General features: G+C 59.9%; 5 protein-coding genes. 2 read left to right on the forward strand and 3 right to left on the reverse strand.

Annotated elements, in window-relative coordinates; translation table 11 throughout:
* The first annotated feature begins 166 nt into the window (after positions 1-166).
* Complete coding sequence (locus O9X91_RS15190; RefSeq protein WP_269833196.1) at positions 167-1,666, forward strand: methyl-accepting chemotaxis protein; 1,500 nt, start codon at positions 167-169, stop codon at positions 1,664-1,666.
* A gap of 186 nt (positions 1,667-1,852) precedes the next feature.
* On the opposite strand, the gene smpB is transcribed toward O9X91_RS15190, so the two are convergent.
* Both smpB and dapA read right to left on the reverse strand, forming a co-directional pair.
* Entirely contained in the window at positions 1,853-2,335 is a 483-nt protein-coding gene (smpB, locus tag O9X91_RS15195) for an SsrA-binding protein SmpB (RefSeq protein ID WP_077982615.1), read from the reverse strand.
* A 161-nt stretch (positions 2,336-2,496) separates the two neighbouring features.
* Positions 2,497-3,381 (reverse strand): 4-hydroxy-tetrahydrodipicolinate synthase, encoded by an 885-nt coding sequence (gene dapA, locus O9X91_RS15200; RefSeq protein ID WP_077982991.1) that lies wholly within the window; start codon positions 3,379-3,381, stop codon positions 2,497-2,499.
* Positions 3,382-3,743: 362 nt separating this feature from the next.
* On the opposite strand from dapA, the gene O9X91_RS15205 reads away from it, so the two are divergent.
* Positions 3,744-5,816, forward strand: a complete 2,073-nt coding sequence (locus tag O9X91_RS15205) for a lytic transglycosylase domain-containing protein (RefSeq protein WP_162520420.1) — start codon at positions 3,744-3,746, stop codon at positions 5,814-5,816.
* A 144-nt stretch (positions 5,817-5,960) separates the two neighbouring features.
* On the opposite strand, the gene O9X91_RS15210 is transcribed toward O9X91_RS15205, so the two are convergent.
* Positions 5,961-6,334 (reverse strand): porin (locus O9X91_RS15210; RefSeq protein WP_269834321.1); only part of this gene is annotated, 374 nt, incomplete at its 5' end.

A 6,334-nucleotide genomic window follows, 5' to 3' on the forward strand; every position in this document is an offset into this window, starting at 1 on the left:
GCGCCTTTTTTGTTTTGCGCTGATCGCCCAAGGTAAAATTCCTTTTAAACTTAACAAACATCAAATCCGGTCAGTCGAAATTATATCTTGGTTAATTTTAGACGTGTCTAAATCACGCAAAGACACCAGTTACGTGATTTGGGGTGTCAAAGCAGGATGACTAGACATGCACGGCCAAGCAAAAACCGACCGACAACTTGATGAACGACTGAATTTTCTGGGGCTTGGCCACGGTGAGCGGCAAAATCTTTCAGACATGAAGGGCGTCATTACCGGCTCCCTCGATGCGTCCCTCGATCGCTTTTACGCCAAGGCGCGCTCGGTGCCGGAGACGGCGAAGTTCTTCTCCAGCGAGGCCCATATCCAGCACGCCAAGGGCATGCAGCTCAAGCACTGGGAGAGGATAGCCTCCGGTACATTCAATGCGGATTATACCGATGCCGTAACCGCCATCGGCCGCACCCATGCAAGACTGGGGCTGGAGCCGAGGTGGTATATCGGCGGTTACGCGCTGATGCTGGATGGCATCGTCAAGGCCGTGATCGAGTCCGAATTGAAGGGCCTTTTCATGGAGAAGAAGGCCAAAAAGGTGAAGGACGCCCTCTCCGCCACCATCAAGGCCGCCCTTCTCGACATGGATTATTCGATCTCCGTCTATCTCGACGTGCTTGCCAGCGAGCGGCAAAAGGTCGAGGCCGAGCAGGCGCAGATGAAGAGGGAGCAGGATCACGTTCTCGAACTGCTCAACAATGCCCTCAACAAGCTGGCAAACGGCGACCTCACTTCCAGCATCGGCGAAAAGACCGCACCGCAGTTCGAGGGGCTGATCGCCAACTTCAACGCCGCGGTCGGCAATCTCTCCGGCGCCTTTGCGCAGATCGTCGAGGAAGCAAACAAGATTTCCAGCAATACCCGTGAACTGACTTCCGCGACCGACGACATGGCCCGCCGCACGGAGCAGCAGGCCGCCGCCCTTGAGGAAACCGCCGCCGCCGTCGAGGAAATCACCACCATTTCCAAATTGTCGGCGCAGCGTTCCGAAGAGGCCAAGGCCATCGTTGAAAGCTCGGCCGTTGAAGCCGCGCGCTCGCGCGATGTGGTGACGGAAGCGGTGAAGGCGATGGGCGCCATCGAGGAATCGTCGCAAAAGATCACCCAGATCATTTCCGTCATCGACGAGATTTCGTTCCAGACCAATCTTCTGGCGCTGAATGCCGGCGTGGAGGCTGCACGCGCCGGTGAGGCCGGCAAGGGCTTCGCCGTTGTCGCCCAGGAGGTGCGTGAACTCGCACAACGCTCCGCCAACGCCGCCAAGGAAATCAAGACGCTGATCGCCAAATCTTCCGACGATGTGATGCAGGGCGTTTCGCTGGTCAACAAGACGGGCGAGTCCCTCAATACCATCGGCAACAAGGTCGATCATATTCAGGAACATATCGTCTCGCTGACAAAGGCGGCGCAGGAGCAGTCCGTCGGCATTCAGGAAATCAACGCCGCCATCAACAGCATGGACAATCTGACCCAGAAGAATGCGGCCATGGTGGAAGAGACGAATGCGGCGACGCATAATCTGAGCGATGTCAGCGCCAATCTGGCGGCGCTTGTCAGCCGGTTCAGCGTTTCGGCAACGCGGGCGCATGTGGAGCGGACGTATCGGGCTGCTTGAGACATGACCGGAGTGATCTTCACTCCGTCACCCCGGAGCTGATCCGGGGGCCAGCGTGATCAAGTCCTTGATCACCAGAGACTCTTTCACGGCACAGACGCGCCGTGGCTGGATGCCGGATCTAGCCCGGCATGACGGAGGTACATGTCGCGAAAGGCGGCAAATCCCCTGCCCGGCCAAACCGGTTCAGGCGTTGCCGCCCTTCAGCAACCGCGACTTCTGCCGGTTCCAGTCGCGTTCCTTTTCGGTCTCGCGCTTGTCATGCAGCTTCTTGCCCTTGGCGAGCGCCAGTTCCAGCTTGGCGCGACCCTTGTCGTTGAAATAGACCTTCAACGGTACCAGCGTCATGCCTTCACGGTTGATGCCGGCGCGCAGGCGGTTGATCTCGCGTTTGTTCAAAAGCAGCTTGCGGCGGCGGCGTGGCTCGTGGTTGAAGCGGTTGGCCTGCAGATATTCCGGCAGGTGGGAATTGATGAGCCAGATTTCATCGCCCTCGTCCGACGCGTAGGATTCGGCGATATTCGCCTTGCCTTCGCGCAGCGACTTGACCTCGGTGCCGGTCAGCACCAGCCCCGCCTCATAGGTATCGATGATTTCATAGTTAAAACGAGCCTTGCGGTTTTCCGCAACGATCTTGTTCACCACGCGCTGGCTGCCTTTGGGGGCCATGATATTTCAATCCCTTGTTTTTCTTATTGCGCCTTCGGCTTACCGCCGAGAGCGGTTTTCGAACCCCTATTTAATGTTGTCGTCGCGAAAAGAAAAGGCGCGCCGAACGGCTTCTGTCGCGAAGCGGTTCATGGCGCGCCTTAAACGCTTTCGGGCCTGCCTCAGTTCATCAGGCCGGCATGCTTCAGCGCCGCATCGATGGCCGCTTCCGTTGCCGGTTCCAGCGTGCTCATCAAGGGCGAGCGGACCCGGCGATTGCCGCCGCGCGTCTTCGACAGCGCATATTTGGTGCCGCAGACGCCGGGCTCCATGAAGATCGCCTTGTGCAGCGGCATCAGGCGATCCTGATATTCCAGCGCCTTGGCATAATCGCCGGCGAGCATTGCCGCCTGGAATTCCGAACAGAGGCGCGGCGCGACATTGGCGGAGACCGAAATGCAACCGACGCCGCCATGGGCGTTGAAGCCGAGCGCCGTGCCATCCTCGCCCGAAAGCTGGATGAAGTCCTTGCCGCAGGAAATGCGCTGCTCGGAAACGCGGTCGATCTTGCCGGTCGCGTCCTTGACGCCAATGATGTTCTTATGCGCCTTGACCAGCGCACCCATGGTTTCCGGCGACATGTCGACCACCGAGCGCGGCGGGATATTGTAGATGACGATCGGCAGTTTCACGGCTTCGGCGACTGCCGAGAAATGGGCGAACAGGCCCTTCTGCGTCGGCTTGTTATAATAGGGTGTGACGACCAGCAGCGCATCCGCACCGGCCTCCTGCGCGTGCAGCGCAAGCTCGATTGCTTCATCGGTATTGTTGGAGCCAGCACCCGCAATGACCGGAACCCGTTTCGCCGCCACCTCGATGCACAGCTCGACGACCCGTTTGTGTTCGTCGTGGGAGAGGGTTGGAGATTCCCCTGTCGTGCCCACGGGCACAAGTCCGCTGCTGCCTTCGGCGATCTGCCATTCCACATGGGCGGCAAATGCCTGTTCGTCCACGGCGCCATTGTCCGTGAACGGGGTAATGAGGGCGGGAATTGATCCCTTGAACATGCAAAGCTCCTGGCGCCGAACCGGTTCATGCTTCGGCCGCATTCGATGGTTAAAACCGGCACACATTAGAGCCAGCCCTTGACGCCGACAAGCGCAAAGGCACCGTATTTTGTCCGAAATTGTCGGAAGTGTGACAGTCTCCGGACCATGACCGGCAAGTGCAGAAAGCCGGCGCCGAAAAGAGACATCGCTCGCGGGCCGGTGAATAAAAGTTGATTGAATCGCGGGGCGGTTATTAAGATTTCATTAAGGCTGAAATCTCAAGATTCCGGTGTGGGACATCAGACCGTTTTCGGCAATCCTGCTGCAATGAAGCGATATTACAGGAAAATCGGCAACTCCTTTACACAATGAAGAACGGCATGAAAAAGACAGTCTGGGGATTGATGGCGGCGGGTCTTGCCGCAACCGTTTGGAACGCACTGGCCGGGCCGCTGCCGGAAGGTGCGGTGCCGCTTCCCTATGTCAAGCCGAACGCGCCTGCTGTTCCGGCCTTCATGCCGGCCTCGCCCGAGATCACCGGCGCCATACCGCGCCTTACCCGCCCCGATGATACCAGCCAGCTGAAGGCCGGCCTCGACGCGCTGTCCAGCCGCGATGCGACCAGGGCAATCGCGCTGCGCAACACCATGCCGAGCGGCAGCCTCGACCGGCATATTCTCTCCTGGGCGATTGCCGTCTCCGGCCAGAAGGACGTGCCATCAGCCGAGATTGCCACTGCCCAGCGCGAACTGGCCGGCTGGCCCGGTGCCGCCACCCTGCGGGCCAATTCCGAAAAGGCGCTTTACCGGGAAGATCCGCCGACCGCGCAGGTGCTTTCAGCCTTCGGCAGCAGCCGGCCGGAAACCGCGGAAGGAACCGTCGTGCTTGCCAAGGCGCTCGCCTCCTCCGGTAGAACAGACGAATCGCAGCGCCTCATTCGCCAGCTCTGGGTCAGCGAAGGCATGGACAAGGACATGGAAGACCGTGTGCTTGCCGAGTTTCCCACCTATCTGACGCCGGCCGATCACAAGGCGCGCATGGATTATCTGATGTATCGCAGCCGCATCAGCCAGGCCAAGCGTTTCGGGGATCTCGGCAAGGCGCAGTCGCTTTATAATGCCTGGGCGGCGGTGCTACAGCGATCCGCCAATGCCACGGCGTTGCTGGGCAAGGTCGACGCCTCCTGGCGCAACGATCCGACCTATCTCTTCGCGCGCATCGAGAACCTGCGCAACCAGCAGAAATATCCGGAAGCCGCCGTGCTTCTGCGGCAGGCGCCGAAGGAAACGGCCAGACTCGTCAACCCCGGCGAATGGTGGAACGAACGCCGTATCGTCGCCCGCGGCCTTGCCGATCTGGGTGATTTTGCCGAAGCCTATCGCATCGTCGCCAATCATTCGGCCACTTCAGCCGTCGATATTGCCGATGCAGAATTCCATGCCGGCTGGTATGCGCTGAGGGCGCTGCGCGATCCGGCGGCAGCCTCTCGCCATTTCAATACGTTGTTGCAGACGTCGAACCGGCCGCTTTCGGCCTCGCGCGCCTATTATTGGCTCGGACGGGCGGCGGAAGCGGGCGGACCGGGGAATGCCCGTGACTATTTCGAAAAAGCCGCCGCGCATCCCGGCACGTTTTACGGCCAGCTCGCCGCCGCGCGGATAGGTACGAAGACACTGAACGTCACCTATCCAAGCCCCAGCAGCGGCGACCGCGAACGTTTCGCCGGCCGCGAAGCCGTGCGCGCCATCGACCGGCTGGAAGCGGCCGGGTATGGCTGGCGGGCCGACAGCCTTTACCGGTCGCTGGCGGAACAGATCGACAGTCCCGGCGAGCTTGCCATTCTGGCGGCGCGGGCCGAGGGCGACGGCAATCATCAGGTCTCGTTGCAAATCGGCAAGACGGCGTTCAGCCGCGGCATCGATGCGGCCGCACTCGCCTATCCGCTCGGCGTCATTCCCGCCAGCGCCAATATTGCCGGCTCCGGCAAGGCGCTTGCCTATGCCATCGCCAGGCAGGAAAGCGCCTTCAACCCGGCCGCCGTCTCCGCCGCCAATGCACGCGGCCTCTTGCAACTGCTGCCCGGAACAGCCAAAGGCGTGGCCGGACGCCATGGCCTGCCCTACATCCAGGCGCGACTGACCACCGACGCGGGTTATAACGCTACGCTCGGCGCGCATTATCTCGGCGAGCAGATCGACAGTTTCGGCGGCTCCTACATCCTCACCTTCATCGCCTATAATGCCGGGCCCAAGCGCGTGCCGGAATGGATCGCCCGCTATGGCGACCCGCGCGGCAAGCCGATCGACGAGGTGATTGACTGGATCGAGCGCATCCCCTTCCCCGAAACCCGCAATTACGTGCAGCGGGTGATGGAGAATTATCAGGTCTACAAGACGAGGCTCGGGCAACAGGCCGATATCGTTGACGACCTGCGCCATGGGCGGGCGGGATAGAAACCCGGCACATCGGTTGATCGCTGTCAAACTATCGAAGCACCGGCAGGCCCGGTGCTTTTTTGTTTAACGGACTGACCGCACTCAAACAAAAAACCCCGGCATTTCTGCCGGGGTTTCCATCACTGACTATGTCAGATCAGATTAGAACGAACGCTGAAGGCGAACGAAACCAGTCCATTCTTCCGGTGCGTTGTCGGTGTCGGTGTAATTGGCAGTAACTTTCGCGGCCAGACCCTGTGTGATCTGGTAATCAACGGTAACACCTGCAGTCCAAGCATCATCGTTCGACCAGTCGTTAACAACGTAGTACGTCGTACCAGCAGCACCGCCAACAATGGGGGCGCCAGCGGCAGCGAATGCAGCAGAAGAGCCCTTCGCAGCAACATTACCAGAATATTGGAATGCAGGCGTAATCGTCAGTTTTTCAGTTGCCTTGATTGCGTATTCAGCAGCAACTGCCCACTCGGATTCAGCGTAGTAAGCGTTTACGCCAGAAGCCCAAACACCAGCAAGAC

It is taken from the genome of Agrobacterium salinitolerans (assembly GCF_027498475.1).
Taxonomy (GTDB): domain Bacteria; phylum Pseudomonadota; class Alphaproteobacteria; order Rhizobiales; family Rhizobiaceae; genus Agrobacterium; species Agrobacterium salinitolerans.

Bases quoted from the DNA above. Each gene is read 5' to 3' on its own strand.
- smpB (WP_077982615.1), bottom strand. From the start codon at position 2,335: ATGGCCCCCAAAGGCAGCCAGCGCGTGGTGAACAAGATCGTTGCGGAA.
- dapA (WP_077982991.1), bottom strand. From the start codon at position 3,381: ATGTTCAAGGGATCAATTCCCGCCCTCATTACCCCGTTCACGGACAAT.
- O9X91_RS15205 (WP_162520420.1), top strand. From the start codon at position 3,744: ATGAAAAAGACAGTCTGGGGATTGATGGCGGCGGGTCTTGCCGCAACC.
- O9X91_RS15190 (WP_269833196.1), top strand. From the start codon at position 167: ATGCACGGCCAAGCAAAAACCGACCGACAACTTGATGAACGACTGAAT.